Source organism: Streptomyces yunnanensis (assembly GCF_029011865.1).
Lineage (GTDB): Bacteria > Actinomycetota > Actinomycetes > Streptomycetales > Streptomycetaceae > Streptomyces > Streptomyces yunnanensis.
On sequence record NZ_CP095749.1, the window covers coordinates 3,696,291 to 3,721,508 of the forward strand.

22 protein-coding genes and 2 pseudogenes are annotated in these 25,218 nt (G+C 70.7%); 17 read left to right on the plus strand and 7 right to left on the minus strand.

Features of this window, described 5'->3' with window-relative positions; all coding sequences use genetic code 11:
* Positions 1-460 precede the first annotated feature (460 nt).
* Positions 461-754, plus strand: a pseudogene (locus MOV08_RS43835) (DUF6542 domain-containing protein); the annotation flags it as partial.
* A gap of 58 nt (positions 755-812) precedes the next feature.
* On the opposite strand, the gene ppgK reads toward MOV08_RS43835, so the two are convergent.
* Both ppgK and MOV08_RS15970 read right to left on the minus strand, forming a co-directional pair.
* A complete protein-coding gene (ppgK, locus tag MOV08_RS15965) occupies positions 813-1,757 on the minus strand; it encodes a polyphosphate--glucose phosphotransferase (protein ID WP_275307823.1) in 945 nt (314 codons plus the stop codon).
* Between the two features lie 73 nt (positions 1,758-1,830).
* Positions 1,831-2,832 carry a 4-hydroxy-3-methylbut-2-enyl diphosphate reductase gene (locus tag MOV08_RS15970; protein ID WP_078875757.1) on the minus strand — a complete coding sequence of 334 codons (1,002 nt, stop codon included), beginning with the start codon at positions 2,830-2,832 and terminating at the stop codon, positions 1,831-1,833.
* Between the two features lie 75 nt (positions 2,833-2,907).
* On the opposite strand from MOV08_RS15970, the gene MOV08_RS15975 reads away from it, so the two are divergent.
* From MOV08_RS15975 to MOV08_RS15990, 4 genes are all read left to right on the plus strand, one after another.
* Positions 2,908-4,293 (plus strand): APC family permease, encoded by a 1,386-nt coding sequence (locus MOV08_RS15975; protein ID WP_275307824.1) that lies wholly within the window; start codon positions 2,908-2,910, stop codon positions 4,291-4,293.
* Positions 4,294-4,332: 39 nt separating this feature from the next.
* Positions 4,333-5,589, plus strand: a complete 1,257-nt coding sequence (xseA, locus tag MOV08_RS15980) for an exodeoxyribonuclease VII large subunit (protein ID WP_275307825.1) — start codon at positions 4,333-4,335, stop codon at positions 5,587-5,589.
* A 10-nt stretch (positions 5,590-5,599) separates the two neighbouring features.
* Complete coding sequence (locus tag MOV08_RS15985) at positions 5,600-5,869, plus strand: exodeoxyribonuclease VII small subunit (RefSeq protein WP_275307826.1); 270 nt, start codon at positions 5,600-5,602, stop codon at positions 5,867-5,869.
* Positions 5,870-6,107: 238 nt separating this feature from the next.
* Positions 6,108-6,701 (plus strand): malonic semialdehyde reductase, encoded by a 594-nt coding sequence (locus MOV08_RS15990; RefSeq protein ID WP_039633149.1) that lies wholly within the window; start codon positions 6,108-6,110, stop codon positions 6,699-6,701.
* Between the two features lie 105 nt (positions 6,702-6,806).
* Here MOV08_RS15990 and MOV08_RS15995 read toward each other — a convergent pair whose 3' ends face one another.
* Positions 6,807-7,343: a DUF4245 domain-containing protein gene (locus tag MOV08_RS15995; RefSeq protein ID WP_078875758.1), complete on the minus strand. Its 537-nt coding sequence runs from the start codon at positions 7,341-7,343 to the stop codon at positions 6,807-6,809.
* 228 nt (positions 7,344-7,571) lie between these two features.
* Here MOV08_RS15995 and glpX point away from each other — a divergent pair, with 228 nt between their 5' ends.
* Positions 7,572-8,603, plus strand: a complete 1,032-nt coding sequence (gene glpX, locus MOV08_RS16000; RefSeq protein WP_275307827.1) for a class II fructose-bisphosphatase — start codon at positions 7,572-7,574, stop codon at positions 8,601-8,603.
* 139 nt (positions 8,604-8,742) lie between these two features.
* Here the strand turns inward: glpX and MOV08_RS16005 are convergent, their stop codons facing one another.
* Positions 8,743-9,105 (minus strand): WhiB family transcriptional regulator, encoded by a 363-nt coding sequence (locus tag MOV08_RS16005; RefSeq protein ID WP_039633156.1) that lies wholly within the window; start codon positions 9,103-9,105, stop codon positions 8,743-8,745.
* A 334-nt stretch (positions 9,106-9,439) separates the two neighbouring features.
* A pseudogene (locus tag MOV08_RS16010) lies at positions 9,440-10,030 on the minus strand (DUF1707 SHOCT-like domain-containing protein); the annotation flags it as partial.
* Positions 10,031-10,330: 300 nt separating this feature from the next.
* Between MOV08_RS16010 and MOV08_RS16015 the strand changes: the two are divergent.
* The 4 genes from MOV08_RS16015 (at position 10,331) to MOV08_RS16030 (ending at position 14,614) form a co-directional block, all read left to right on the plus strand.
* Complete coding sequence (locus tag MOV08_RS16015) at positions 10,331-12,007, plus strand: fumarate hydratase (RefSeq protein ID WP_039633158.1); 1,677 nt, start codon at positions 10,331-10,333, stop codon at positions 12,005-12,007.
* A gap of 474 nt (positions 12,008-12,481) precedes the next feature.
* The gene (locus MOV08_RS16020) at positions 12,482-13,171 is read left to right on the plus strand and encodes a putative T7SS-secreted protein (RefSeq protein WP_275307828.1); all 690 of its coding nucleotides are present in this window, start codon (positions 12,482-12,484) and stop codon (positions 13,169-13,171) included.
* An 8-nt stretch (positions 13,172-13,179) separates the two neighbouring features.
* Positions 13,180-13,593, plus strand: a complete 414-nt coding sequence (locus MOV08_RS16025; protein WP_275307829.1) for a hypothetical protein — start codon at positions 13,180-13,182, stop codon at positions 13,591-13,593.
* Between the two features lie 712 nt (positions 13,594-14,305).
* Positions 14,306-14,614, plus strand: coding sequence for a hypothetical protein (locus tag MOV08_RS16030; RefSeq protein WP_039633162.1), 309 nt, complete (start codon positions 14,306-14,308; stop codon positions 14,612-14,614).
* A 36-nt stretch (positions 14,615-14,650) separates the two neighbouring features.
* Here the strand turns inward: MOV08_RS16030 and MOV08_RS16035 are convergent, their stop codons facing one another.
* Entirely contained in the window at positions 14,651-14,854 is a 204-nt protein-coding gene (locus tag MOV08_RS16035) for a hypothetical protein (protein WP_039633164.1), read from the minus strand.
* Between the two features lie 225 nt (positions 14,855-15,079).
* Here MOV08_RS16035 and MOV08_RS16040 point away from each other — a divergent pair, with 225 nt between their 5' ends.
* From MOV08_RS16040 to MOV08_RS16070, 7 genes are all read left to right on the plus strand, one after another.
* Entirely contained in the window at positions 15,080-16,000 is a 921-nt protein-coding gene (locus MOV08_RS16040; RefSeq protein ID WP_275311793.1) for a helix-turn-helix domain-containing protein, read from the plus strand.
* Complete coding sequence (locus MOV08_RS16045) at positions 15,957-16,073, plus strand: DUF397 domain-containing protein (protein ID WP_239010055.1); 117 nt, start codon at positions 15,957-15,959, stop codon at positions 16,071-16,073. Before MOV08_RS16040 ends, MOV08_RS16045 begins: the two co-directional genes overlap by 44 nt.
* Positions 16,074-16,237: 164 nt before the next feature.
* A complete protein-coding gene (locus MOV08_RS16050) occupies positions 16,238-16,543 on the plus strand; it encodes a hypothetical protein (RefSeq protein ID WP_275307830.1) in 306 nt (101 codons plus the stop codon).
* Positions 16,544-16,729: 186 nt separating this feature from the next.
* Entirely contained in the window at positions 16,730-18,124 is a 1,395-nt protein-coding gene (locus MOV08_RS16055; RefSeq protein WP_073443668.1) for a class II fumarate hydratase, read from the plus strand.
* Positions 18,125-18,204: 80 nt separating this feature from the next.
* Complete coding sequence (fomD, locus tag MOV08_RS16060) at positions 18,205-18,942, plus strand: cytidylyl-2-hydroxypropylphosphonate hydrolase (RefSeq protein ID WP_420834165.1); 738 nt, start codon at positions 18,205-18,207, stop codon at positions 18,940-18,942.
* A gap of 243 nt (positions 18,943-19,185) precedes the next feature.
* Positions 19,186-19,869: a class I SAM-dependent methyltransferase gene (locus MOV08_RS16065; RefSeq protein ID WP_275307831.1), complete on the plus strand. Its 684-nt coding sequence runs from the start codon at positions 19,186-19,188 to the stop codon at positions 19,867-19,869.
* 87 nt (positions 19,870-19,956) lie between these two features.
* Entirely contained in the window at positions 19,957-22,458 is a 2,502-nt protein-coding gene (locus MOV08_RS16070) for a SpoIIE family protein phosphatase (protein WP_275307832.1), read from the plus strand.
* A 165-nt stretch (positions 22,459-22,623) separates the two neighbouring features.
* Here MOV08_RS16070 and MOV08_RS16075 read toward each other — a convergent pair whose 3' ends face one another.
* Positions 22,624-24,951 (minus strand): transglycosylase domain-containing protein, encoded by a 2,328-nt coding sequence (locus MOV08_RS16075; protein ID WP_275307833.1) that lies wholly within the window; start codon positions 24,949-24,951, stop codon positions 22,624-22,626.
* Between the last annotated feature and the right edge of the window lie 267 nt (positions 24,952-25,218).

Genomic DNA, 25,218 nt, shown 5'->3' on the forward strand with positions numbered 1-25,218 from the left:
CGCCGGGCCGCCTAACAGTGCCCCCATGGGAGGTCAAAGCGCGTGTCCCATGACCGATTAATCCCACTTAGCGGCCTACCGTGGCCGAGTGGAGCAACACGTGGAGGAACCCGAAGCGCGCACGTCCCCGCACGGCCGGCCGCACGGCGGCGGCCCGGACACCGGGCGGGACGCCCGGCTCCCACGCCCCGCGGAGGCCGTGGGACCCGATCCCGACGACGCCTTCCTGTCCGCGATGCGGGCGTCCGGCTATGCGTCGGTACCGGCCGGCACCGAGGTCACGGCCCGCGGCTACGCGCCCACGCCGGCGGAGTTCCGGGCGGCGGCGGTGCGGGCGGGCGAGTGGATGCCGCGGCCGGCCGCCGGGCCGCCCCCCGAGGGCGAGGAGGTCGCGGCCGTCTACCGGGCGGGCCCGCGGCGTCCCCCGGCGCCCGCCCCGGTGGCCGGGCTGCTCCGCCGGATGCCGGCCGCCAAGCTCACCGGCCTCGGCTGCGGGCTGCTGGCCACCGCCGCACTGCTGGCCTTCGGGTTCCTGGACCGCTGGCTGTTCGGCGGCACACAGACCGCGTACGGGGTGTTCTTCCTGCTGGTCAGCGTGGCGGCCGGGGCATGGGTGCGGCCCCTGGACCTGGTCGCCGCGCCGGTCGCGCTGCCGATCGCGTTCGCCGTCGGCACGCTGCCGGTGCAGCACGGCCCCGCGGGCCTCACCGGGCTGCTGATCGGCGTCTTCACCGTCCTGGCCCTGAACGCCGGGTGGCTCTACGGGGGCACGCTGGTCTGTGGGCTGCTGGTGCTGGTCCGTAAGGCGCTGCTCATCGCCGGCCGTCGGGCCAGCCGACCGGTGAGTCGACAGCGGCGCTCGGGGCCCGGTCCGCTGGCGTCGGCCCCTGGGCCGGACGGGTCCGCGCCGCGGACCCCGGACCGTTCCCGGCCGGGGAGCCGCCCGCGGCAGGCGGCGCGCCGGTAGCGGGCGCGGCCTGGGCGGCTCCGGTGGAGCCGGCGGCGGAGGAGGGCCGCGCGGCCATGGCGGCCCCGACGATCCCCGCGTCGTTCTGCAGCCGCGCTGGCACGATCTCCGCCCTGATCCCCTCGATCAGCGGCAGGAACTTCTCCGCCTTGCGGCTCACCCCGCCGCCGATCACGAACAGGGCGGGCGAGAAGAGCATCTCCACGTGGGCGAGGTACTTCTGGACCCGGTGCGCCCACTGCTGCCAGTTGAGCTCCTCGTCCTCCTTGGCCTTGGTGGAGGCACGCTTCTCGGCGTCGTGGCCGTGCAGTTCCAGGTGGCCCAGCTCGGTGTTGGGGACCAGCCGGCCGTCGATGAAGACGGCGCTGCCGATGCCGGTGCCGAAGGTGAGGACGATGACCGTGCCGGTGCGGCCCCGGCCGGCACCGAACTGCATCTCGGCCAGGCCAGCGGCGTCCGCGTCGTTGAGCAGGGTGACCGGGCTGCCGCCGGTGTCGCCGCCGAGCCGGCCGGTGAGCAGCGCGGCGGCGTCCGTGCCGATCCAGCGCTTGTCGACGTTGGCGGCCGTCCTGGTCGTCCCGCCGGTGACCACGCCGGGGAAGGTCGCGCCGACCGGGCCGGTCCACCCGAAGTGGTCCACGACCTCCCTGACGCAGTCGGCGACCGCCTCGGGGGTGGCCGGGTGCGGCGTCAGTACCTTGTAACGCTCGTCGGCCAGCTCGCCGCGTTCCAGATCGACCGGGGCGCCTTTGATGCCCGATCCGCCGATGTCCACACCGAAGACCCTCATGAGAAAAGGCTAGGCGCGTACTCCGCCCGCCGCTCCCGGTATGGCGAGACGGCGGGCGGGCGACGGTGGTCGATCAGTCCTCGACGGCGGCCTTGGCCTCGGCGCGCAGGTCGCGGCGGAGCTCCTTGGGCAGCGAGAAGGCGATCGACTCCTCGGCGGCGGTGATCGTCTCGACGTCGTCGAAGCCGCGGGCGGCCAGCCACTCCAGGACCCCGTCGACCAGGATCTCGGGGACGGAGGCGCCGGAGGTGACGCCGACCGTGGTCACGCCCGTAAGCCAGCTCTCGTCGATCTCCTCGGCGTAGTCGACCAGGTAGGACGCGGTGGCGCCGGCGCCGAGGGCGACCTCGACCAGGCGCTTGGAGTTCGAGGAGTTCCGGGAGCCGACGACGATGACGAGGTCGGCGTGGGCGCCCATCTGCTTGACCGCGATCTGGCGGTTCTGGGTGGCGTAGCAGATGTCGTCGCTGGGCGGCGAGAGGAGGTTGGGGAAGCGGCCCTTGAGGGCGTCGACGGTCTCCATGGTCTCGTCCACGGACAGCGTGGTCTGGGAGAGCCAGACGACCTTTTCCGGGTCGCGGACCTCGACGTTCGCGACGTCCTTGGGGCCGTCGACGAGCTGGATGTGCTCGGGGGCCTCGCCGCTGGTGCCGATGACCTCCTCGTGGCCCTCGTGGCCGATCAGGAGGATGTCGTAGTCCTCCTTGGCGAAGCGGACGGCCTCCTTGTGGACCTTGGTGACCAGGGGGCAGGTCGCGTCGATGGTGGCGAGCCTGCCGCGCTCGGCCTCCTCGTGGACGACGGGGGCGACGCCGTGTGCGGAGAAGATGACGATGTTGCCCTCGGGCACCTCCTCCGTCTCCTCGACGAAGATCGCGCCCTTCTTCTCCAGGGTCTTCACCACGTACTTGTTGTGGACGATCTCGTGGCGCACGTAGACCGGGGCGCCGTACTGCTCGAGGGCTTTCTCGACGGCGATCACGGCGCGGTCCACGCCCGCGCAGTAGCCGCGCGGGGCGGCGAGGAGGACCTTGCGGCTGGGCTGCGGACCGGGAGTAGCAGACATGGGTCCCATCGTACGGCCGCGCCCCGGCATGGGGTGATCCCGGCGGTGGCCCAGACTGGTGCGGAGCACGGGTGAGGAGGCGGGATGCCGGGTATGGGCGGCGCGACCGTTGGTGAGAGGGCGCACGACGACACCGGAGCGCTGCGGCGGACGCTGTCGTTCCGGGATCTGGTCGTGTACGGGCTGCTGTTCATCGCCCCGATGGCGCCGGTGGGGATCTTCGGCACCCTCCAGGCCACGTCGCACGGCGCGATCACGGCCGTCTACGTCGTCGCCACGGTGGCGATGGCCTTCACCGCGTATTCCTACGCCCAGATGGTGCGGGTCGTCCCGAAGGCCGGCTCGGTCTACGCGTACGCCCGGGTCGGCCTGGGTGAGGGCGCGGGGTTCGTCGCCGGGTGGATGGCGATGTTGGACTACCTGCTGATCCCGGCGGTGGCGTACCTGTTCTCCGGGATCGCGCTGCACGCCCTGGTGCCGCAGGTGCACCAGTGGGTGTGGACGGCGGTCGCGGTGGTGGTCACCACACTGCTGAACCTCTGGGGGGTGCGGACCGCGGCGGTGGTCGGGTTCGCGGTGCTGGCGCTGGAGATCGCGGTGCTGGTGGTCTTCGTGGTGGCGGCGGTGTGGGCGCTGGCCGCGCACGGGGCGCAGCGCGGCTGGGCGGTGCCGCTGACCGGGGAGGGCGGCTTCTCGCTCGACGCGGTGCTGGCGGCGGTGTCGGTGGCGGTGCTGTCGTATCTGGGCTTCGACGCGATCGCGTCGTTCGCGGAGGAGGCTTCCGGAGGTTCGCGGCGGGTGGCGCGGGCCGTGGTGACGTGCCTGGTGGTGGCCGGGGTGCTGTTCGCGGTGCAGACGTACCTGGCGGCGCTGCTGGCCCCGATGAGCGCCGCGGAGCTGGCCGCCCGTCCGGGCGAGCAGGGGGCCGCGTTCTATACGACGGTGGACTCCGCGGTGGGCGGCTGGCTGCACGACCTGGTGGCGGTGAGCAAGGCGATCGGGGCGGCGTTCGCGGCGCTGGCCGGACAGGCCGCGGCCGGCCGGCTGCTGTTCGCGATGGCCCGGGACCGGCGGCTGCCGGGGGCGATGGCGAAGGTGGACGCGGGCAGCGGGGTGCCGCGCCGGGCGCTGTTGGGGGCGGCGCTGGTGACGCTGGTGGCGGCGGTCTGGGCGGCCGCCCGGGACGACGGTCTGGACCGGCTGTCGTCGATCGTGAACGTCGGCGCGCTGTGCGCGTTCGCGCTGCTGCACGCCTCGGTGATCGGGTGGTTCCGGCTCCGCCGGCAGGGGGCGCCGCCGAGCGTGCTGCGGCATGCGGTGGTGCCGCTGCTGGGGCTGGCGGTGGTGGTCGCGGTGGTCGTCGAGGCGTCCCCGACCGCGCAGATCGTGGGCGGCGTCTGGCTGTTGGTGGGTCTGGTGGTGCTGGCGGTGCAGTACGCGAGGGCCGGCGCCGGTCCGTCCGACGCGTGAGGCCCGGCACTGTCGGTGGCCGCCGCTACTCTCGCTCGTATGGCTGTCTCTACGTCTCCGGAAGCGCCGATCCCGGTCGGCGAGGTGTCCCGACTCATCGGCGGGTGGATCGACCGGCTCGGCGCGGTGTGGGTCGAGGGGCAGATCACCCAGCTCTCGCGGCGGCCGGGCGCGGGCGTGGTGTTCCTGACGCTGCGCGACCCGTCGTACGACATCTCGGTGGGCGTGACGTGCTACCGCCAGGTCTTCGACAAGGTCTCCGAGGTGGTGAGCGAGGGCGCCCGGGTGGTGGTGCACGCCAAGCCGGAGTGGTACGCCCCGCGCGGTCAGCTGTCGCTGCGGGCCGCCGAGATCCGACCGGTCGGGGTGGGTGAACTCCTCGCCAGGCTGGAGCAGTTGAAGCGGACGCTGACCGCCGAGGGGCTGTTCGCGGCGGAGCGCAAGCGCCCGCTGCCGTTCCTGCCGCAGCTGATCGGGCTGGTCTGCGGCCGGGCCAGCGCCGCCGAGCGCGACGTGCTGGAGAACGCCCGGCACCGCTGGCCGGCGGTCCGCTTCGAGGTGCGCAATGTGCCGGTGCAGGGGGTGCACGCGGTGCCGCAGGTGATCGCCGCGGTGCAGGAGCTGGACGCGCTGCCCGAGGTGGACGTGATCATCGTGGCGCGCGGCGGCGGCAGCGTGGAGGACCTGCTGCCGTTCTCCGACGAGCAGTTGGTGCGGGCGGTGGCGGAGGCGCACACGCCGGTGGTCTCGGCGATCGGCCACGAGCCGGACAGCCCGCTGCTGGACCTGGTCGCCGATCTGCGCGCCTCGACTCCGACGGACGCGGCGAAGAAGGTGGTGCCGGACGTGGGCGAGGAGCTGGCCCGGGTCCACCAGCTGCGGGAGCGGGCCCGGCGCGCGCTCGGCGGCTTCCTGGACCGCGAGGAGCGGGGCCTTGCGGCCGCGCTGCAGCGCCCGTCGATACAGCATCCGCAGCGGATGGTGGAGCAGCGCGAGGAGCAGGTCACCGCCCTGCTGGAGCGCGGCCGACGGACGCTGGGCCATCTGCTGGACCGCGCCGATTCCGAGCTGGTGCACACGTTGGCGCGGGTGGTGGCGCTCTCCCCCAAGGCGACCCTCCAGCGCGGTTACGCGGTGCTCCAGCGGCCGGACGGGGCGGCGGTGCGCGCGCCGTCCGAGGTGGCGGTGGACGAGGAGCTGCGGGCCCGGGTGGCCGAGGGCGAGTTCCGGGTGCGGGTGGCCGCGGTCCCGGGTGCGGATTTCGAGCAGACGGTTCCGACCGGGGCGGACTCATAGGGTGGGAGACATGGCGAAGACGGATGACGTGGTGGACGAGGCGGCCGGCGGAGCGCCGGTGGATTCCCCCCTCGGCTACGAGCAGGCGCGGGACGAGCTGATCGAGGTCGTCCGCCGCCTGGAGGCGGGCGGCACGACGCTGGAGGAGTCGCTCGCCCTGTGGGAGCGCGGCGAGGAGCTGGCGAAGGTGTGCCGCCGCTGGCTGGACGGCGCCCGGGCGCGCCTGGACGCGGCACTGGCGGAGGGGTCGCCGGAGAACGGCGCAGCGGAGCAGGGGTAGGCGTAGGCGTACGCGCAGGAGTAGGGCCGCACCAGGGGTGAACCTGAGCCCCTCGTCCCGAGCGGCGGCGCCCCGAGTGCCCTTCCGGATTCCGAAATCCGGAAGGGCACTCCCACCCTGTGAAGCGCCTCACACTTTCCAGCCGTTAGTTGAACTTTAATCTATCTCGGTTAGAGTGGTTCCCGTAGACAGCACAGTCTTCGAAGATCCGCAACCACCCCAAGCCCGAGGTGCCCCGATGTCTCTCGCCCTTGACGCAGCCGCCCAGGACCTCCTCTTCCGCGAGGCCCAGACCGCCAACACGTTCACGGACGAGCCGGTGACGGACGAGCAGGTCCAGGCCATCTACGACCTGGTGAAGTACGCCCCGACCGCCTTCAACCAGTCGCCGCTGCGGATCACCCTGATCCGTTCCGAGGACGCTCGCAAGCGCCTGGTCGCGCACGCCATGGGCGCCAACGGCCCGAAGACCCTCGCCGCGCCGCTGACCGTGGTGCTCTCCGTCGACCTGGACTTCCACGAGAAGCTGCCGCGGCTCTTCCCGGCCCTGCCGAACGTCAAGGACGACTTCTTCTCCGAGGCCGGGTACCGCGAGGTCGCCGGCACCCAGAACGCCACCCTCCAGGCCGGCTACTTCATCCTCGGCATCCGCGCCGCCGGCCTGGCCGCCGGCCCGATGACCGGCTTCGACTTCACCGGCGTCGACAAGGAGTTCTTCGGCGACGGCAAGCAGAAGTCCTTCCTGGTCATCAACCTCGGCAAGCCGGGCGCGGACGCCTTCTTCCCGCGCTCCCCCCGCCTGTCCTTCGACGAGGCCGCGACCACCGTCTGAGCCGCCCCCGGCCCGACGCACCACGAGGCCGCCGCACCCCACCCGGGTGCGGCGGCCTCGTCGTTGCTCCTGCGGCGTGCCCGGCGAACGGGGCGGGCCGACCGCTCAGCCCTTCTTGGCGACCAGGGCCCCGGCCAGCTCCGCCAGCCGCCCGTACGGCGCGGTGCCGGTGACGACCGTGGTCACCCCCGGCTCCTCGTTGACCAGCGCCTTGTAGGTGTCGCCCTGGTAGCGGTCCCACTTCTTGCCGCCGACGGCCTGCTGGCCGGCGACCTTGGTCGCGCCCAGGGTCACGTCCTGGATGAACTGCTTGGCGGGCGCGTCGCTCTGCTCGACGGCCGCGTACTGCTGCTCCGGGTCGAGCAGCCCCAGGTGCCAGGCGCCACCCTTGCCGTCGTTGCTGGCCTTGTAGGTCACGGAGGTGGTCCGCCAGGTCTTGGGCAGGTTCTCGGGGGCGGCGACCGGGTACGGGGCGGCGCGTCGGGCGGTGATGATCTCGACGCGGGTGTCGACGGTCTGCACCGCGTTCTTCTCCGCGGTCGCACTGTCGTCGTGCGGGATGAAGAAGTAGATCGCCCCGACCAGGACGCCGATCACCGCCAGCGACAGAACCATGTCCGTCACTCTTTGCCTGCCTCGCATACCAGCCACGTCCCTATCGTCCCCCATGCCCGTCGGCGACCGGACGCGGCCCCCTCGGACCCCACCCACCTGCGCAATCGGAGCGGCGTCCGGATACCGGGCGGCGTGGGCGTTACCCAGCCAGTGGCTTGCTCATGCGAAGGCCCCCCTGCTCATTTTCGCGACCTACCGATAAAGTCATGAGCACCCTCATCAATCCGGCCGTCGCCGTACAGAAAGGTGCGCTCGATGACCGAGCATCATCTGCCGTCCCCACTCGAGGTCAGCCCGGAAGCCCCGGACCGCAACCTCGCCCTGGAGCTGGTCCGGGTGACCGAGGCCGGTGCCATGGCATCGGGCCGCTGGGTCGGACGTGGTGACAAGAACGGCGCGGACGGCGCGGCGGTGAAGGCCATGCGCGCCCTGATCCACACCGTCTCCATGAACGGCGTCGTGGTCATCGGGGAGGGCGAGAAGGACAACGCCCCGATGCTCTACAACGGCGAGCGGGTCGGCGACGGCACCGGCCCGGAGTGCGACGTGGCCGTGGACCCGGTGGACGGCACCACGCTGACCGCCAAGGGCATGGCCAACGCGGTCTCCGTGATGGCGGTCGCCGAGCGCGGCTCGATGTTCGACCCGTCCGCGGTCTTCTACATGGACAAGCTCGCCACCGGCCCGGAGGCGGCGGACTTCGTCGACATCACCGCCCCGGTGGCGGTGAACATCAAGCGGATCGCCAAGGCGAAGAAGTCCGCCGTCGAGGACGTCACCGTCGTCATCCTGGACCGGCCGCGCCACGACGGCCTGGTCAAGGAGGTCCGGGAGGCCGGCGCGCGGATCAAGTTCATCGCCGACGGCGATGTCGCCGGCGCGATCATGGCGGCCCGCGAGGGCACCGGCGTCGACCTGCTGCTCGGCATCGGCGGCACGCCCGAGGGCATCATCGCGGCCTGTGCGCTGAAGTGCATGGGCGGCACCTTCCAGGGGAAGCTGTGGCCCAAGGACGACGACGAGCGGCAGCGCGCCGTCGACGCCGGTCACGACCTGGACAAGGTCCTGCAGATCGAGGACCTGGTCCGCGGTGACAACGTCTTCTTCGTCGCCACCGGCATCACCGACGGCGAACTGCTGCGCGGCGTCCGCTACCGCGCGGAGACCGCCTACACCCAGTCCCTGGTGATGCGCTCCAAGTCCGGCACCATCCGCCAGATCGACTCCGAGCACCGCCTCTCCAAGCTGCGGGCCTACAGCTCGATCGACTTCGAGCGCCCGAGCTGATCCGGGCCGGCCGGGCCGTCCCGGCACGCAACTCGCCCCCGTCGGAAGCGACTTCCGGCGGGGGCGAGCTGCTCCCCCAGCTGCCGCTGGGAGGTGCGCCCAGCCGCGGGTGCGGGAGCCCGTGCGGACTCGCGTGCGGTCAGCCGGCCGCGGGCATCGGGGCGGCGGCCCGCTGCAGTTCGTTCTCCCGGCGCCGCCTGCGGGTCAGCACCACCCGGCGCTCGGCGGCCGTCAGCCCGCCCCAGACGCCGTACGGCTCCGGCTGGAGCAGGGCGTGCTCCCGGCACTCGACCATCACCGGGCAGCGGGCGCAGACCCGCTTCGCGGCTTCCTCCCTGGCCAGCCGTGCGGCGGTGGGCTCCTTGGAGGGGGCGAAGAAGAGCCCGGCCTCGTCCCGGCGGCACACCGCCTCCGAATGCCAGGGGCCGGCCTCGTCACGCGCGTGCCCTCGCTGGGACGGGACGAGAGCGGCATCCTGCAGGGGCTGATGCGGTAGCAGCACGGTCTACTCCTGACGACGGCTTCGGCGAGAGAAATCACCCTTGCCCGTCTCGCTGCGCACGGCCTTTTCGCACCCCGCAGCCGTACGAGAGACGATGCACCAGCCCTACCCGCTGTACGCGGGCTTATGCACACCGTGGCGATCGAGGACGTGACGACCGGTGCCGCAACGGCCCCTGCGGCTAACCGAGTCGGCGGCGCCTGCGGCGCTCCTCCCACCGCTCGTGGCGCTCCGCCCGCAGTTGGTCCATCCGCTCGTGCCGCTCGGCGCGGAGCTCGTCCATCCGTTCGTGCCGCTCGGCGCGCAGCTCGTCCATCCGCTCGCGCCGGTCGCCGCGCAGCCGGTCCCGCAGATCGCGGATCCAGGCGCCGCGCTTGGGCTTGGCCTCCACGCTGCCCAGCAGCGCGAAGCCGTTCACGTCCACCTCGGGGGCGTTGCCGTCCTCCGCCTCGTGGGTCTCCACCTCGAAGGTGCCCAGGATGCCGGAGCCGCTGCTGCGCAGGGTGATGTTCTCCGGCACCCGGATCTCGACGCTGCCCAAGACGGAAGTGACGTTGATCTGCACTCGCTGCTGCGGGAAGACCGCCTCGGTCAGGTCGATCTCCACGCTGCCGAAGATCGCGACCGCGTTGATCCGCCGCGGGACCCGCCAGCGGCCCTTGCGGTTGGCCGCGCTGAAGATCGCGACGAGGTTCTGGTCGGCCTCCGGGCCGGCCGGGCCGTACTCGTAGGCATCCGCGGCCGGCTGCGGCCGGGCGCCGGCGGCGGGCAGGTCCCGCACGACGGGCTCCAGCTCGCCGAGGGTCTTGGCGCGGTAGACCGCGTCGATCCGCTCGGAATGCTCCTCGGCGTCCAGCCGGCCCTCGGCCAGCGCCTCCCGCAGGATCTCCGCGACCCGGTCGCGGTCCGCGTCCGAGGCCCGCATCTCGGCCTGGGCCACGGGCTTGCCCTGCGGCTTCGCCTCGCCCTTGGTCAGTTTCACCACCTGCTGGTCCTGCGGTGCAAGCGGCCCGGGCGGGGTCTCGGGGCCCGGTCGTCCCCCGTTTCCTGAAGCGTCCACGACCACAGCCTACCGAAACGCGATAGATCGCGACTAGTGGAACGGGGGCGCGCCCGCAAGGACTGAGCCTTACCTCACAGCGGCGGCCCGACGCCGGGGTTCTACGCTGTTCAGGCGCTGCCGTAGAAGTCAGCCACCACCCCTCCGAGTAAGGACATATCCCCCATGCCGGAATTCGCCTATACCGACCTGCTCCCCACCGGCGAGGACAACACCCCCTACCGTCTGGTCACTTCGGAGGGCGTCAGCACCTTCGAAGCCGACGGCCGGACGTTCCTCAAGGTCGAGCCGGAGGCGCTGCGCAAGCTCGCCGCCGAGGCGATGCACGACATTGCGCACTACCTGCGCCCGACCCACCTGGCCCAGCTGCGCAAGATCCTGGACGACCCGGAGGCCAGCGCCAACGACCGCTTCGTCGCCCTGGACCTGCTCAAGAACGCCAACATCGCCGCCGCCGGCGTGCTGCCGATGTGCCAGGACACCGGCACCGCGATCGTCATGGGCAAGCGCGGCCAGCAGGTACTGACCGAGGGCGGCGACGAGGCGGCCCTCTCCCGCGGCATCTACGACGCCTACACCCAGCTCAACCTGCGCTACTCGCAGATGGCGCCGCTGACCATGTGGGAGGAGAAGAACACCGGCTCCAACCTCCCGGCCCAGATCGAGCTGTACGCGACCGACGGCGGCGCCTACAAGTTCCTCTTCATGGCCAAGGGCGGCGGCTCGGCCAACAAGTCCTTCCTGTTCCAGGAGACCAAGGCCGTCCTCAACGAGGCGTCCATGATGAAGTTCCTGGAGCAGAAGATCCGCTCCCTCGGCACGGCCGCCTGCCCGCCCTACCACCTGGCCATCGTCGTCGGCGGCACCTCGGCCGAGTACGCGCTGAAGACCGCCAAGTACGCCTCCGCGCACTACCTGGACGAGCTGCCGGCCGAGGGCTCCCCGACCGGCCACGGCTTCCGCGACAAGGAGCTGGAGGAGAAGGTCTTCGAGCTGACCCAGAAGATCGGCATCGGCGCCCAGTTCGGCGGCAAGTACTTCTGCCACGACGTCCGCGTCGTCCGTCTGCCGCGGCACGGCGCCTCCTGCCCGGTCGCCATCGCCGTCTCCTGCTCCGCCGACCGCCAGGCCGTCGCCAAGATCACCGCCGAGGGCGTCTTCCTGGAGCAGCTGGAGACCGACCCGGCACGCTTCCTCCCGGACACCACCGACGAGGAGCTCACCAAGGGCGCCGGAGCCGACCTCGACGCGGTCGCCATCGACCTCAACCGCCCGATGGCCGACGTCCTCGCCGAGCTGACCAAGCACCCGGTCAAGACCCGGCTCTCGCTCACCGGCACCCTGGTCGTCGCCCGCGACATCGCCCACGCCAAGATCAAGGAACGGCTGGACGCGGGCGAGGAGATGCCGCAGTACCTCAAGGACCACCCGGTCTACTACGCCGGTCCGGCCAAGACCCCCGAGGGCTACGCCTCCGGCTCCTTCGGCCCGACCACCGCCGGCCGGATGGACGCCTACGTCGAGCAGTTCCAGGCCGCCGGCGGCTCCAAGATCATGCTGGCCAAGGGCAACCGCTCACAGCAGGTCACCGACGCCTGCGGCACGCACGGCGGCTTCTACCTGGGCTCCATCGGCGGCCCGGCCGCCCGCCTCGCCCAGGACTGCATCAAGAAGGTCGAGGTCCTCGAATACGAAGAACTCGGCATGGAAGCCGTCTGGAAGATCGAGGTCGAGGACTTCCCCGCCTTCATCGTCGTCGACGACAAGGGCAACGACTTCTTCCAGGACCCGGCGCCGACGACCCCGACGTTCACCAGCATTCCGATGCGACCGGGGGCGTGACGCCCCGGCGCCACTCCCGGCACAAGGTCCTGACGTAACGTCCGGTATAACGTCCCGCACAACGTCCCGGACGGTACGGTTCAACGGCCGTCATTCGCAGCGCGCGAATGACGGCCGTTAATTTTTTGCTCATTCCCGCCGGCTGTGGCCATGGCTGGAATCTTTCCCTTTCCCCGCCGCCACCGGAACGATCTCCCTCGTGCGCTTGACCCGCGGAATTACGCACGTGTTACTCTCGCCGGCCACGCGGCCGATGACGACATGTCAAGGCGGCGGAACGGGTGTCGGGGGCAGGGCAATTCACGGTCGACGTCGAGGAGTTGGGTTCCCTGGCGACGCGCCTGGACCACTTCAAGGAGTCCATGAAACACGCGGGCGGTGATCTGCGGAGCGCGACCACCGGAGATCTCACCCCACGTATCACGCCTCGCGCACAACTCGGAATCCGACCAACGGCAATGGGGGTAATCAGCAGTGTCGCTCGGTGAGCAGCTGTGGGGATACGGCGGCGGCGACCCGTACGAGGACAACGGCAACTTTCCCGGACTGCGGTTCAATCCGGCCCCCGGTGTCCCCCAGGCGGTCAGCGACCTGGTCGAGGACCTCAACCGCGCCCAAAAGAACATCACCAGCGCATCGGACACCCTGCGCCATATCGACGAAGGCGGCTGGAGCGGCGACGCCGCGGACGCGTTCCGCGCCACGACCCGGGCGCTTCCCGCGCTGCTGGAGGACGCCGGCAAGAGCTTCGCGTTGGCACACGGCGTGCTACAGAAATGGCAGACCGAGCTGAGCGCCATGCAGTCCAAGGCGCATTCGTACGAAACCGATGCCAAGACCGCCCGCCAACGCGCCGAACGGGCCGAGAAGAACGACGACCTGAACCTCTTCCGTTTCGGCGGAATCGGAATGACCGACGAGGAGGCCGCGGACGCCAAGCAGCGCTACAGCGCGGCACTCAACGAACTCGGCGCGGCACGCGAGGAACTGGCCGGCATCGTCTCCTCAGCCAACAACATCCGCAGCCAGCACGAGGAACTCGCCGGAACCGTCACCACGAGGCCCTCTTCCGGTTGGTCGGGCACTGGGTCCAGGAACACGCCAACGCAATCGCGGCGATCGGAGACGTCCTGTCCACTGTCAGCGCTTTGGTGGGCACGGTAGGCATTGGCGTGAGCTTGCTGGGCAATGTCCCGCTGGCGGCGGAGATCGGGGTCGCGTCGTCCGTGTTCTCGGCCGGGGCACTTGCCCTGCACGGGGTAGCTCGCGCAGCCGGCGGTGAAGACGTGGTTTCGAACCGCACACTGGCGCAAGATTCACTGGGTTTGGTTCCCCTTGCCGCTGGTGCTCGTGTCGGCGGCAAGCTGGGCACTGCCATACTCCGGAGTCGGACTGCGGACGGGGCCTCGAATTTCGGTCTCGTCGATTCCGTTGCCGGCCTTTTCGGCGACCCCTCCGTGTTCGACAACTTTCTGCCAAAAAATCCACGGCAGGTCATTGAGATGGGATTTGGGCCCTTACTCCCGGCGCTTGAGAACGCATGGAACAAGGGAAGCGAAAAGGATAGCGTCGCTAGCGATGGATGATGATGCCTTATGGATGACGAGGCCATAGCCGCGGGTTTCGACGGGAGACCGACCGTCGAGATCGACCTCACCGGATTCACAGCACATCGCGTCGACCACATCACCTGGATCGCCATGGAACTGGGTTACGCCCTCCACGCCGAGGAAATACGAGGGCGTGGAGCGATCCGGTTGAGTTTCACGCGCGATGACAGCCCCGGCTCTCGCCGTCGCGCCCAGGCGGCAATGGCCCGTGTGCAGGCGACCGGAAGTTGGCGCGCGGTGACAGCCCATGCCCGGTCGTCCGCCCGGGCGGACGACCCCTCTCTGGTCACCCCGTTGCGTGCAGCAAGGGCAGTACGGAATGCCAGGGCGCACGAAGGGTGGCACCCCGCCCAGGTGGTCGTTACGTGCATTTTTGGAGCCGTCGTCTGCTTCTCGATGACTTTGGCTGCACGCGGATCAGCAGTTGTCAGCGCAGGCTCATGCGCCCTCGGAGCCCTCTTCGTGATCGGGGCCGTTCTCGGCCCTCGTTGCGCCAAGCGTCGTCAACAGAAGAATCGGCAACTACTCGATGACTTCCGACGACAGGAAGCAGCGCGCTTCTGGGTTCCGCCCCCTCCACCGCCACCCTTGCCCCCAACGAGCCCGCCGCACGACCGGCCTGGGAGTTAGCATTGCACTTCACTGTGCCAGCCGGATTCACCTCCAACTACCCGCTGAAGCATCGCCGTTGAACGAGGAACTGGAGCTGCCGATGGCGGAAATGCAGGCTTATCTGCCCGTCCCACAGGGGAGCGAGAGTCAGCAGCAGTGCCTCGTCTGCATTAACTTCACCACCCCTAGCGAGGAGCACTGGGGCGAGTACTGCAACGACTTGGTCAACTTGATGCGGAGCATCACGTTCGACGAGCCACCATCCATCCCGCTCGACACAAGCACGCGAACGGAGAGGGCGAGGGCGGACGCCGCCACCCCACCCGCGTCCAGCGCGGGGAGACTCCACGGCGAGAGCGAAGGGCCTGCCACGCCCTTCGGGTGATCATCGCGGCATTGGTCGCGCCATGGCGACGGGAAGCTAACACCGCCGATGGCGGGGGCACCTGCACGGTGGCCATGCCTGGGAGAGGCCGTAGAGGTCGAAGCGGTCGCCGGCGACGACGTGGATCTGGGCGCGTTCCTGGACGACGATGCCGTCGCGGGTCGTGGTGTAGACGCGCAGGGTCATCAGCGATTGCCGGGATCGCGGGCCCGGTGAGGTGTGGCCGGCGGTCGTGGCCATGGATGACGCTCCTGTTCGGTGGGGGGTGTTGGTGCTGTCCCGTGGGTGGCGAGGGCGGCTGCCGGGTTCCGTCGTGGGATGCCCCTAACTTTCAGCGGATCGTTACTTTCCGTGTTCCCATCGTTGCTCTCCGACGTAACCTTGAGAAGGGAGTGAGTGCTGATTCCTACAGACGTAAGAATGGGAAGTGAGGCCGTGGCCAAGGAAATTGATCCGGCGTCATCGATGGCGGCGCTGTTCGGGACACGGCTGCGGAAACTCCGGCGCGCCGCCGGGCTGACACAGGATGCGCTGGGTCGCCGCGTGCGCACGCACAGCACGCGCATCAACCAGGTCGAGCGGCGCACAGGTGCCAAGCCGACGCTGGAGCTGGCCCGGGCGTTGGACGAGGCGGTGGGGGCGGACGGCTTGCTCGTCGACCTCTGGCCGTACGTCTACCGGGAGACGTTTCCGGACTGGTCGCGGAAGTTCATGGCGTTGTCGGAACGAGCGCTCGCCATCCGGCAGTACATGGCGGCCGTCGTGCCGGGTCTGCTCCAGACCGAGGAGTATGCGCGGGACTTGCTCAGCCTCGACCGCACACTGGTCTCCGACGAGCAATTGGCGGAACGGGTGGCCGCCCGGCTGGGACGGCAGGCCCGGCTTGAGCAGCCGGACAGCCCTGAACTGTTGGTGGTCCTCGACGAGGCTGTGCTGATGCGGCCGGTCGGCAAACCGGCCGTCATGCGGGCGCAGTTCGCACGGCTGCTGGAAGCCGCGGACAATCCACGCGTCACGTTGCAGGTCCTGCCGTTCAGCAGCGGCAAGCACGAGGCGATGGGTGGTTCCCTCACGATCCTGACCATGCCGGACGGCTGCGATGCCGCATATCTCGAAGGCGCCGACCACGGCCAACTCACCGAGGAGCCGGAGGAGGTGAAGGCGTACCGTGTGGCCTATGAACGGCTCGGGGGCCTGGCCCTTCCGCCGCATATGTCGCTCGACGTGATCCGATCCGTGATGGAGGGCACCTACCGTGGTGAACGCGTCCCGCCTCGATCTGAGCGCCACCGTCTGGCGCAGGTCCACCTACAGCAATCAGGCGGGTGGCGACTGCGTAGAAGTGGCAGCCGGCCGCCCCGGCGTGGTCCCCGTTCGGGACAGTAAGGATCCTGCGGGGCCCGTGCTGGTGTTTTCCGGCCGTGCCTGGGCGGCCTTCGTCGATGCCATGCGGGCGTGAGCGGCTGGCGCATCCTGGGCACGGAACCCTTGCAAGATCGGTAACGTGTGCGAGTGGCAGTCCTCGACCAAGGACGTGCCGTCGAACCTGACCGTGGGTCATGGCCGGACGACCGGTGCATGACCGTCGGGCACACCACCACCATGTACAGGGGGAAGCGAATCATGCGCAAGATCAGTCGCTCGTTGGCCGCGGCCGTCACCACCTTGGCGGTCGCCGGCATCACCGTCGCCGGGGCCGTTCCCGCCACTGCCGCGCCGGCGGCCGCGAGCAGCGCGCAGTGCGACAGCATCCGGGCTGCGATCCGGCAGCACGCGGAGGCCGGAGACAAGTACCAGGGGCTGGCCAAGGTGGAGGCCAGCAAGGCGAACCCGGACCAGGACAAGGTCGCCCAGTACAACGCGAAGGCGAAGGCGGAGTACCAGGCCGCCGACGCGTACCAGGTGAAGTACGCCCAGCAGTGTTCATGACGGTCGCCGTGCACGGCCGGGCGGTGTTCGGGCCCGGTCGGTGATGTCGCGGTGTGACCGCTCGGCGGCGTCGTTGCGGGCCCGGCTCCCCGAGCCGGGCCCGTGGCATGCCCCCGGTGCGCCCGTTGGGTGCGTTGGATCGGCGGATCCGGGAACAGATCCCCGGGCGCGGGCACTGTCATAGACATGAGCGAAAACAGCGCATTCAGGATCGAGCACGACTCGATGGGCCAGGTGCGGGTTCCGGCGCATGCCAAGTGGCGGGCCCAGACCCAGCGGGCCGTGGAGAATTTCCCGATTTCCGGGCAGCGGCTGGAGCGGGCGCACATCGAGGCGCTGGCGCGGATCAAGGGGGCCGCCGCCAAGGTCAATGCCGAGCTGGGCGTGCTGGGCAAGGACGTCGCGGAGGCCATCGCGGAGGCGGCGGCCGAGGTGGCCGAGGGGCGGTGGGACGAGGACTTCCCGATCGACGTGTTCCAGACGGGGTCGGGGACGTCGTCGAACATGAACGCCAATGAGGTGATCGCGACCCTCGCCGGTGAGCGGCTGGGGCGGGACGTGCACCCCAACGATCACGTCAATGCGAGCCAGTCGTCCAACGACGTCTTTCCCTCGTCGATCCATATCGCGGCGACGTCGGCCGTCCTGAACGACCTGATTCCGGCGCTGGAGCACCTGGCCGCGGCGCTGGAGCGGAAGGCGACGGAGTTCGCCGAGGTGGTGAAGTCGGGGCGGACGCATCTGATGGACGCGACGCCGGTGACGTTGGGGCAGGAGTTCGGGGGTTACGCGGCGCAGGTGCGGTACGGCGTCGAGCGGTTGCGTGCTTCGTTGCCGCGGCTGGCCGAACTGCCGTTGGGGGGAACGGCGGTGGGGACGGGGATCAATACGCCGCCGGGGTTCTCGGCGGCGGTGATCGCCGAGGTGGCGCGGACGACCGGGCTGCCGTTGACCGAGGCCCGCGATCACTTCGAGGCGCAGGGGGCGCGGGACGGGATCGTGGAGACCAGCGGTCAGTTGCGGACCATCGCGGTCGGGCTGACGAAGATCGCCAATGACCTGCGGTGGATGGCGTCGGGGCCGCGTACGGGGCTCGCCGAGATCAATCTGCCGGATCTCCAGCCCGGCTCGTCGATCATGCCGGGGAAGGTCAACCCGGTGATTCCGGAGGCGGTGCTGATGGTCGCCGCGCAGGTCACCGGCAACGACGCGACGGTGGCCACGGCCGGGGCGGCCGGCAATTTCGAGCTGAACGTGATGCTGCCGGTGATCGCCCGGAACGTACTGGAGTCGGTGCGGCTGCTCAGCAATGTGTCGCGGTTGCTGGCCGATCGGACGGTGGACGGGATCACCGCGAATGTGGGGCGGGCCCGGGAGTACGCCGAGTCGTCGCCGTCGGTGGTGACGCCGTTGAACAAGTACCTCGGCTACGAGGAGGCCGCGAAGGTCGCCAAGCGGTCGTTGGCGGAGCGCAAGACGATCCGGGAGGTGGTGGTCGAAAGCGGTTACGTCGAGCGCGGTCTGCTCACGGTGGAACAGCTCGACGAGGCGCTGGACGTGCTGCGGATGACCCATCCGTAACGCTCGCCGTCATCGCCTCCGTAACCACGGGTGCGGCGCATGTCACCGCGCGCGTAACGCGACGCCCCTAAGATCTGCGCATGACAGCGGACATGGTGGAGACGACGGAAGGCGAGACGGCCGGTGTGCCCGGGCCGACGGCCGGGGCGGGGCAGACGGCGGCCGAGCGGGGGCGCTGGGCCCCCGGGGACCACATCCTGTGGCGCTATCGCGACAACGGCGATCCCCGCCGGTTCCACATCTGTCGTCCGATGACCGTTGTGCAGGACACCGAGGAGCTGCTCGCGGTGTGGATGGCACCGGGCACACCGTGCATCAAGCCGGTGCTCGCCGACGGGACGCCGGTGCACCGCGAGCCGCTCGCCACCCGCTACACCAAACCGCGGCGGACGCTGCGTGACCAGTGGTTCGGCAGCGGTGTGTTGAAGCTGGCCCGGCCGGAAGATCCGTGGTCGGTCTGGCTGTTCTGGGAGAGCGGCTGGCACTTCAAGAATTGGTACGTCAATCTGGAGGAGCCGCGCCGCCGTTGGTCGGGCGGAATCGACTCGCTCGACCATTTTCTCGACATCTGCGTCTATCCGGACCGGCGCTGGGAGTGGCGGGACGAGGACGAGTTCGCACAGGCACGGCGGGACGGGCTGATGACGGACGCGCAGGTGTCCGAGGTCAGAGCCGCCGGACGCGCCGCGGTCGCACAGATCGCGACGTGGGGCGGGCCGTTCGCCGACGGTTGGGAGGATTGGCGGCCCGATCCGGCCTGGGAGGTTCCCGCGCTTCCGGAGGACTGGGAACGCCTGCCAGATCATTTGCTGCCGTGAGGTTGCAAACGCGAAAAGAACAGCAGGAAGAGAGTGAAGGGAGCGAACGGTGGAAAGGTGCGCCTATGGGCAAAGCTGTTTCCCGCCGGGTGCCCCCGGGGTTCCCGCCGGACGAGAAGCGGTACCCAGCCCCCTTGCTGCGCCCTGGGCCTTCAAACGTAGGATCGTCCTCCGCAAGACTGCACAGGCGCAACTCCAGAACGGGAAAACGAACTTGACCGCGGTCGCAGGAGGGGCGAGGTCGTGAGCGCGACAAGCTACGACACGTACGAGGGCCTGAATCGGTTAGCACTCGACCGGGCCGGACAGGCCGAGGCGTTCGACGCGATCGGGAACCAGTACGAAACGGCTTTTCCGCATAAGGAAGGCCAGATCGCCTCGGGCGTATGGTTGAGCGGGGAACTGCCGGCCGGGTCACGGATCCTCGACGCCGGATGCGGTACGGGACTGCCGACCGCCCGTCAACTCTGCGACGCGGGCCACCGGGTCGTGGGAATCGACCTCTCCCCCGGGATGGTCGAACTGGCCCGGGCGAACGCCCCTGGTGCCGAATTCCACCGGTTGGACATCGCCGATCTGCGCGGTGGCCGGCTGGGCGGACCGGGTTCCTTCGACGGAATCACCGCCTATTTCTCACTGCTGATGATGCCCCGTGCGGAAATCCCCTGTGCCCTGGGCATGCTGCACGACCTCCTGCGCCCCGGCGGGCTGATGGCCCTGGCAATGGTCGAGGGCGATATCGACGACTTCCCCATTCCGTTCCTCGGCAGCATGATCCGGGTATCGGGATATCTGCGGGACGACCTGCGCCGGGTCGTGTGCGACGCGGGTTTCGACATCGTCGGGGAGGACTCGTATGCGTATGCCCCGGCGAGTACGGACGTACCACCCGAAATCCAGCTCTTCCTGCACCTGCGACGCGCTTGAGACGCACCGCGTCAGGCGCGTCCGCTCGGGCGGCGCGCACCGAACGCGGCGCGCCGGCGCCAGCCCCGGACGGATGGAATCCCACGCGTGACGGAGCATCCCACCTCCCACGAAACGCGGCAGTCGGCCCCGACCGCCGCGTCCTCGGCATCCCCTGCTGCGGGGACGGCCGGGACGGCGCCGCTCGGCGGCGTACCCGACCCGCGCAGCGCCCTCCAGCAGCCCGTCGGCACCGGCCACGATCCGGCGCCGGGTACGGGGTTCGCCGTGCGCGGGGGTGACGACAACGGCCTCGGCGGCGCGACCGGCACGTGGGCCGCCACGGCCTCCGCGGGGCCGCCGGCCGGGCAGGGGGACGCCGAGCCGGCCGCCGACCACGGCCCGGCCGGTGACGGCGCACGGGCGTACGGCGCCGCCCGCGCGCCCCGCGACAGTTCCTACGGTGGATACACCGGGTCGTACGGAGGCTCGTACGGCCCGTACGGGGAGGTGGCCATGCCCGCGGAGGGACGGCCGGATACGGAGTCGGGCGCGGAGCGCGCGGCGGTACGCGCGGGCCGGCCGGTGGCGCAGGGCGCGGTGGATCGCGCCGGGGCGCCGGAGCCGGGCGAGGAGCCGGGGCATGCACAGCCGCGCCCCGGCGGTGCGGGTGTCGGGCGCCCCCGCGAGGGCGACGGGGCGGCCTGCGCGCACGGCGGTGAGCCGGGCGCCGGCGGGCTGCCGCCGGGGCCGCCGGGTGCCCGGGGCGGCGGGCGATCCGGTCCGGCCGATGCGGAGTTGCCGCCTCCGGCGGGGCCGCCGCATCCGCCCGTGGTGCCGCCCGCGCGGTCGGCGCACCCCGGCGAGAGCAGCGAGGTGACCGCGGCGCGGCAGGCGAGCGGCGACCGGCTGCGGTTCATCGGGGCGGCGACCCGGCGGATCGCCCGCGGCATCGACCTCGACGAGATCGTGCTGGGGCTGTGCCGGGCGACGGTGCCGACCTTCGCCGACGCGATCCTGGTCTATCTGCGCGATCCGCTGCCGGTGGGCGACGAGCGGCCGACCGGCCCGGTGGTGCTGCGGCTGCGCCGTACCGACCGGATCCCGGAGGAGCCGGACACCAACGGGCTGCGGCTGCCGGTGCTGCCCGCACAGCCGGATCTGGGTCCGGCGATGGGCGGCAGCGCCGCGGAACTGGCCGAGGTGCGGCCGGGCGGTCCGCTGGCGGAGGTGCTGCGCGGGGTCCGGCCGCTGTTCGGCGAGGCGCAGGCGGCACGGACCGCACTGCCGGAGCTGCTGGGTCCGGACACCCGGCTGCCGGGCGGCCACCGGGTGATCCTGGCGCCGCTGCGCGGGCGCCGGCGGGTGATCGGCGCGGCGGTGTTCCTGCGCCGCCCGGACCGGCCGGCGTTCGAGCCGGACGACCTGCTGGTGGCGGCGCAGCTGGCCACCCACACCGCGCTGGGCGTGGACAAGGCGGTGCTCTACGGCCGCGAGGCGTACATCGCCGACGCCCTGCAGCGCACCATGCTGCCGGACTCGCTGCCGCAGCCCACCGGCGTGCGGCTGGCCAGCCGCTATCTGCCGGCCGCGGAGACCGCCCGGGTCGGTGGCGACTGGTACGACGCGATCCCGCTGCCGGGCAGCCGGGTGGCGCTGGTGGTCGGCGACGTGATGGGCCACTCGATGACCTCGGCCGCGATCATGGGCCAGCTGCGAACCACCGCGCAGACCCTGGCGGGACTGGACCTGCCGCCGCAGGAGGTGCTGCACCACCTCGACGAGCAGGCCCAGCGGCTGGGCTCGGACCGGATGGCGACCTGCCTGTACGCGGTCTACGACCCGGTGGCGCACCGGATCATCGTCGCCAACGCCGGGCATCCGCCGCCGGTGATGCTGCACCGCGGCGGGCGCGCGGAGGTGCTGCGGGTGCCGCCGGGCGCGCCGATCGGCGTCGGCGGGGTGGACTTCGAGGCGGTGGAGCTGGACGCCCCGGCGGGCGCCACGCTGGTGCTGTACACCGACGGCCTGGTGGAGTCGCGGATCCGGGACGTGTGGACCGGCATCGAGCAGCTGCGCGAGCGGCTGGCCGAGACGGCCCGGCTGACCGGGCCCAATCCGCCGCCGCTGGAGCCGCTGTGCGACGAGGTGTTGGACATGCTCGGGCCCGGCGACCGCGATGACGACATCGCGCTGCTGGCGGCCCGGTTCGACGGGATCGCACCGAGCGACGTGGCGTACTGGTACCTCGATCCGAAGGCGCAGACGGCCGGGCAGGCGCGCCGGCTGGCCCGGCGGGCGCTGGCCCGCTGGGGCCTGGACGAGCTGTCCGATCAGCTGGAGCTGCTGGTCAGCGAGGTGGTGACCAATGCGGTGCGGTACGCCGAGCGGCCGGTGACGCTGCGGCTGCTGCGCACCGACGTGCTGCGCTGCGAGGTCGGGGACGACGTGCCGCAGCTGCCGCGGCTGCGGCAGGCCCGGCCGTCCGACGAGGGCGGTCGGGGGCTGTACCTGGTCAACCGGATGGCCCGGCGGTGGGGCGCGACCCGGCTGAGCATGGGCAAAGTCGTCTGGTTCGAGCTGTCGATGCCGCCGGGGACGCGGCGCTGAGCCGGCCGCACCGGCATGCTCCGGGAGGACCTCGTCCGGGATCGGGCGGGGTCCTCGGCGACCGGATCGCCAAGAAGGTCGACGGCGGCTGATCCCCGCGGGGAACGCGGCGGCCCGCACCCCCGTGGGGGCGCGGGCCGCTGTGGTGCCGGGTGACCGGGCGGGTCAGTTGCCGAAGTTCGGCACGGTGTTGCCGCCGGCGCCGTTGGCCCCACCAGGAGTGCCGGTGGTGCCTCCGTTGCCGGTGGTCCCGCCGTTGCCAGTGGTCCCGCCGTTGCCTGTGGTGCCCCCGTTTCCGGTGGTGCCGCCGTTCGGCGGGCCGCCCGCGGTGCCGCCGGTCGGCGGCGTGGGCCGGCCGGTCGGGCGGTCGGTCCCGCTGTCCGACGGAGTACCGGTCGGCGTCGGGGGGCCCGACGGCGTACGGCTCGGCGTCGGGGTCGGCGTCGGGGTGACCGGCGCGGACGGGGTCGGCGTCGGGATGCTGGGCGGCGGCACCGCGGCGCCCATGTCGGTCTCCAGGCTGAAGTCGCCGCCGGCGCCGTCGCCGACCGCGTCCTGGGTGTAGTCGGCCCAGACCCGGGCCGGGTAGCCGCCGCCGTTGACCCGGCCGCCGCCGCCGGTGCCCTTGAGGGTGACCTGCTTGCCGCCGTTGGGCGACTCGCCGAACATGCCGACCGCGGTGACCAGCTTGGGCGTGTAGCCCACGAACCAGGCCGACTTGTTGTCGTCGGAGGTACCGGTCTTGCCCGCCGCCTTGTAGTCGGTGTTCTTCACCGCTTCCGACGCGGTGCCGTCGTCGACCACGCCGGTCAGCACGGAGGTGAGGGTGTCGGCCGTCTTCCGGGACAGCACCTGGTCGCCGATCGGGTCCTGGAGCTTGACCTCCTTGTCGACGCCGTCCTGGGTGTGGACGGCCTTGACGACCATGGTCGGGGTGACCTTCGTGCCGTGGTTGTCGAACGTGGCGTACGCCCCGGCCATCTGGAGCGGGCTGGCGCCCATGGTGCCCAGCGTCATGGCCGGCTGCACGTCCATCTTGGCGCCGTTCATGCCCAGGCTGACCGCGGTCTTCTTGACCTGGTCCAGGCCGACGTCGGCGCCCATCTGCGCGAAGACGGAGTTGACGGAGTTGTTGGTCGCGGTCTGGACGGTGATCCGCCCGTAGGTGTGCTCGTCCTCGTTCGGCGGGGCGAAGGGCTTGGTGCCGCCGACCACCGGACGGCGGTTGCGGCCGTCGTAGATCGCGTTCGGGGTGATCGGGACGCCGCCCTGCGTGACCGCGTGGTTCTCCATGGCCGACGCCAGGATGATCGGCTTGAAGGTGGAGGCCGGCTGGTAGTCGGAGCGGGTGGCGTTGTTGGTGTAGTGCTTGGGGTAGCCCGCACCGCCGTACAGCGCCACGACGTAACCGGTCTTGGGGTCCACCGAGGCGGCGCCGAGCTGGGCGTCCCGGTCGACCGAGCGGCTGTCGGGCTTGAGGTCTTCGGTGAGCTTCTGCTTGACCGCGCCCTCCAGCGACTTCTGCCGCTTCTTGTCGATGCCGAGGGTGACCGTCCACCCGCCGGCTTCAAATTCGTTCTCGTCGACGCCCTGGGCGAAGAGCTCCTTCTTGGCCGCGTCGATGATGTAGCTGGCCTGGCCGGTCAGACCGGGCAGCGGCTTGGGCGGCTGGGGCACCGGGAACTTCTGCTTGGCGCGCTCCTCGGGCGAGAGCCACTTCATCTCGACCATGTTGTCGAGCGTGTACGCCCAGCGCTCCTGGACCCGCTGCTTGCCGGCGTCGGAGGCGATGGCCCAGTCGTACTGGTTGGGCGCCTGCAGCAGCGAGGCGAGGTAGGCGCCCTGCGCGACGGTGAGCTTGTCGGAGTCCACGCCGTAGTACGCCTGCGCGGCGGCCTGGATGCCGTAGGCGCCGCGGCCGTAGAAGCTGGTGTTGATGTAGCCGGCGAGGATGTCGTCCTTGCTGAACTTGTTGTCCACCTTGAGGGAGATGACGATCTCCTGGAGCTTGCGGGAGACCGTCTGCTCCTGGCTCAGGTAGTAGTTCTTGACGTACTGCTGAGTGATCGTCGAGCCACCCTGCTTGCCCTTGCCGCTCAGAGTGTTGATGACGCCGCGGAGGGTGCCCTTCAGGTCCACGCCGGAGTCGTCGTAGAACGTCTTGTTCTCGGCGGCGACGAAGGTGTGCTGGACTTCCTTGGGTATCCGGCTCAGCGGGACGGTCTCACGGTTGACCTGGCCGACCCGCGCCATGACCGAGCCGTCCGCGTACTTGAAGACGTTGCTCTGGAGCTTGGCTTCCTTGTTGCCGGCCGGGACGTCCACGTAGAGGTAGAGCCCGACGAAGCCGAGGATGCCCAACAGGCAGATGCCGAGGACGGTTCCGAGGATCTTCTTCCAGGTGAAGAGGCGGCGTATGCCGGACTTCTTCTCGTTCTTTCCGGCCTGGCGGGCGCCGCCCTGCCGCGCCCGCCTCGCGTTCGCTCGGCCCATCGCTCGTGCAACTCCAGTCGTTCCGCCCCCGGCATAACTCAGCTGTTGAAGCTAACACCGCAACTGACAACAAATACTCATCGACCAAGGCTTTTCCCTACGTGACATACAGCACGAGGAAGGAACGCAACCCTCGCGGCACCTGGCCAAATCCCGGTGGACCCCAGCAGGCCAGCACGTTAAAGTGATATCACTTTGCTAGACCAGCGAAAGCATGCACTGCGGCACACATCACGTGCCGCGGCGCGCGTCAACCGAGAAACGGGG

Coding starts and splice junctions, on each gene's coding strand:
- MOV08_RS15970 (WP_078875757.1), bottom strand. CDS start 2,832: ATGGGACCCATGTCTGCTACTCCCGGTCCGCAGCCCAGCCGCAAGGTC.
- xseA (WP_275307825.1), top strand. CDS start 4,333: ATGGCTGTCTCTACGTCTCCGGAAGCGCCGATCCCGGTCGGCGAGGTG.
- MOV08_RS15995 (WP_078875758.1), bottom strand. CDS start 7,343: ATGCGAGGCAGGCAAAGAGTGACGGACATGGTTCTGTCGCTGGCGGTG.
- fomD (WP_420834165.1), top strand. CDS start 18,205: ATGACAGCGGACATGGTGGAGACGACGGAAGGCGAGACGGCCGGTGTG.
- MOV08_RS15975 (WP_275307824.1), top strand. CDS start 2,908: ATGCCGGGTATGGGCGGCGCGACCGTTGGTGAGAGGGCGCACGACGAC.
- MOV08_RS16050 (WP_275307830.1), top strand. CDS start 16,238: ATGCGCAAGATCAGTCGCTCGTTGGCCGCGGCCGTCACCACCTTGGCG.
- MOV08_RS15985 (WP_275307826.1), top strand. CDS start 5,600: ATGGCGAAGACGGATGACGTGGTGGACGAGGCGGCCGGCGGAGCGCCG.
- MOV08_RS16035 (WP_039633164.1), bottom strand. CDS start 14,854: ATGGCCACGACCGCCGGCCACACCTCACCGGGCCCGCGATCCCGGCAA.
- MOV08_RS16040 (WP_275311793.1), top strand. CDS start 15,080: ATGGCGGCGCTGTTCGGGACACGGCTGCGGAAACTCCGGCGCGCCGCC.
- glpX (WP_275307827.1), top strand. CDS start 7,572: ATGACCGAGCATCATCTGCCGTCCCCACTCGAGGTCAGCCCGGAAGCC.
- MOV08_RS16075 (WP_275307833.1), bottom strand. CDS start 24,951: ATGGGCCGAGCGAACGCGAGGCGGGCGCGGCAGGGCGGCGCCCGCCAG.
- MOV08_RS16015 (WP_039633158.1), top strand. CDS start 10,331: ATGCCGGAATTCGCCTATACCGACCTGCTCCCCACCGGCGAGGACAAC.
- MOV08_RS16055 (WP_073443668.1), top strand. CDS start 16,730: ATGAGCGAAAACAGCGCATTCAGGATCGAGCACGACTCGATGGGCCAG.
- ppgK (WP_275307823.1), bottom strand. CDS start 1,757: ATGAGGGTCTTCGGTGTGGACATCGGCGGATCGGGCATCAAAGGCGCC.
- MOV08_RS15990 (WP_039633149.1), top strand. CDS start 6,108: ATGTCTCTCGCCCTTGACGCAGCCGCCCAGGACCTCCTCTTCCGCGAG.